1 protein-coding gene is annotated in these 452 nt (G+C 56.4%); it reads left to right on the forward strand.

Annotation, left to right across the window (positions count from 1 at the left end; genetic code table 11):
- Window positions 1–35: 35 nt before the first annotated feature.
- Window positions 36–452 (forward strand): hypothetical protein (locus AC1RPQ_RS07935; protein WP_481762252.1); only part of this gene is annotated, 417 nt, incomplete at its 3' end.

Raw genomic sequence — 452 nt, forward strand, 5'->3', positions numbered from 1 at the left:
AATCCACTCAGTTCCGTACCGCAGTAGTCAACGGCTTGATCTCGCTTATCACCGAAGACGACGCGCAGCGAATCATGCAGCAGGAAGGCGCACGGGAAGAAGAAAAGCGTCTGCTCAGCATCGAGAACCATGTGAAGGCACAAGGCGCTCCGAAGTCGATCGCGGACTCGGCACTGGAAATCCGTGGTGAGAACAACGAAATTCTGCGTGATGACGTGGACGTTGAGGTGTTCGGTGCTGACGATGGCTACAGCACCGTTAACGTGGCAAAGGCCGCGAAAGCAGGTCTGGAACTTGATGAAAACGGGTTGAAGCCAAGCTTCACGATGTGGGCAGACCGTCTGCGCGACGACACCGATATCGGTGCGCTCAACGCGATCCGTGCACGCGCCAAGTTCACGCGCCGTGAGGTTCGCTACCTAGCCTCGATTCTGCAAGATAAGCCGAAGACT

Source organism: Dellaglioa sp. CoH-57-MRSF-21, assembly GCF_056781915.1.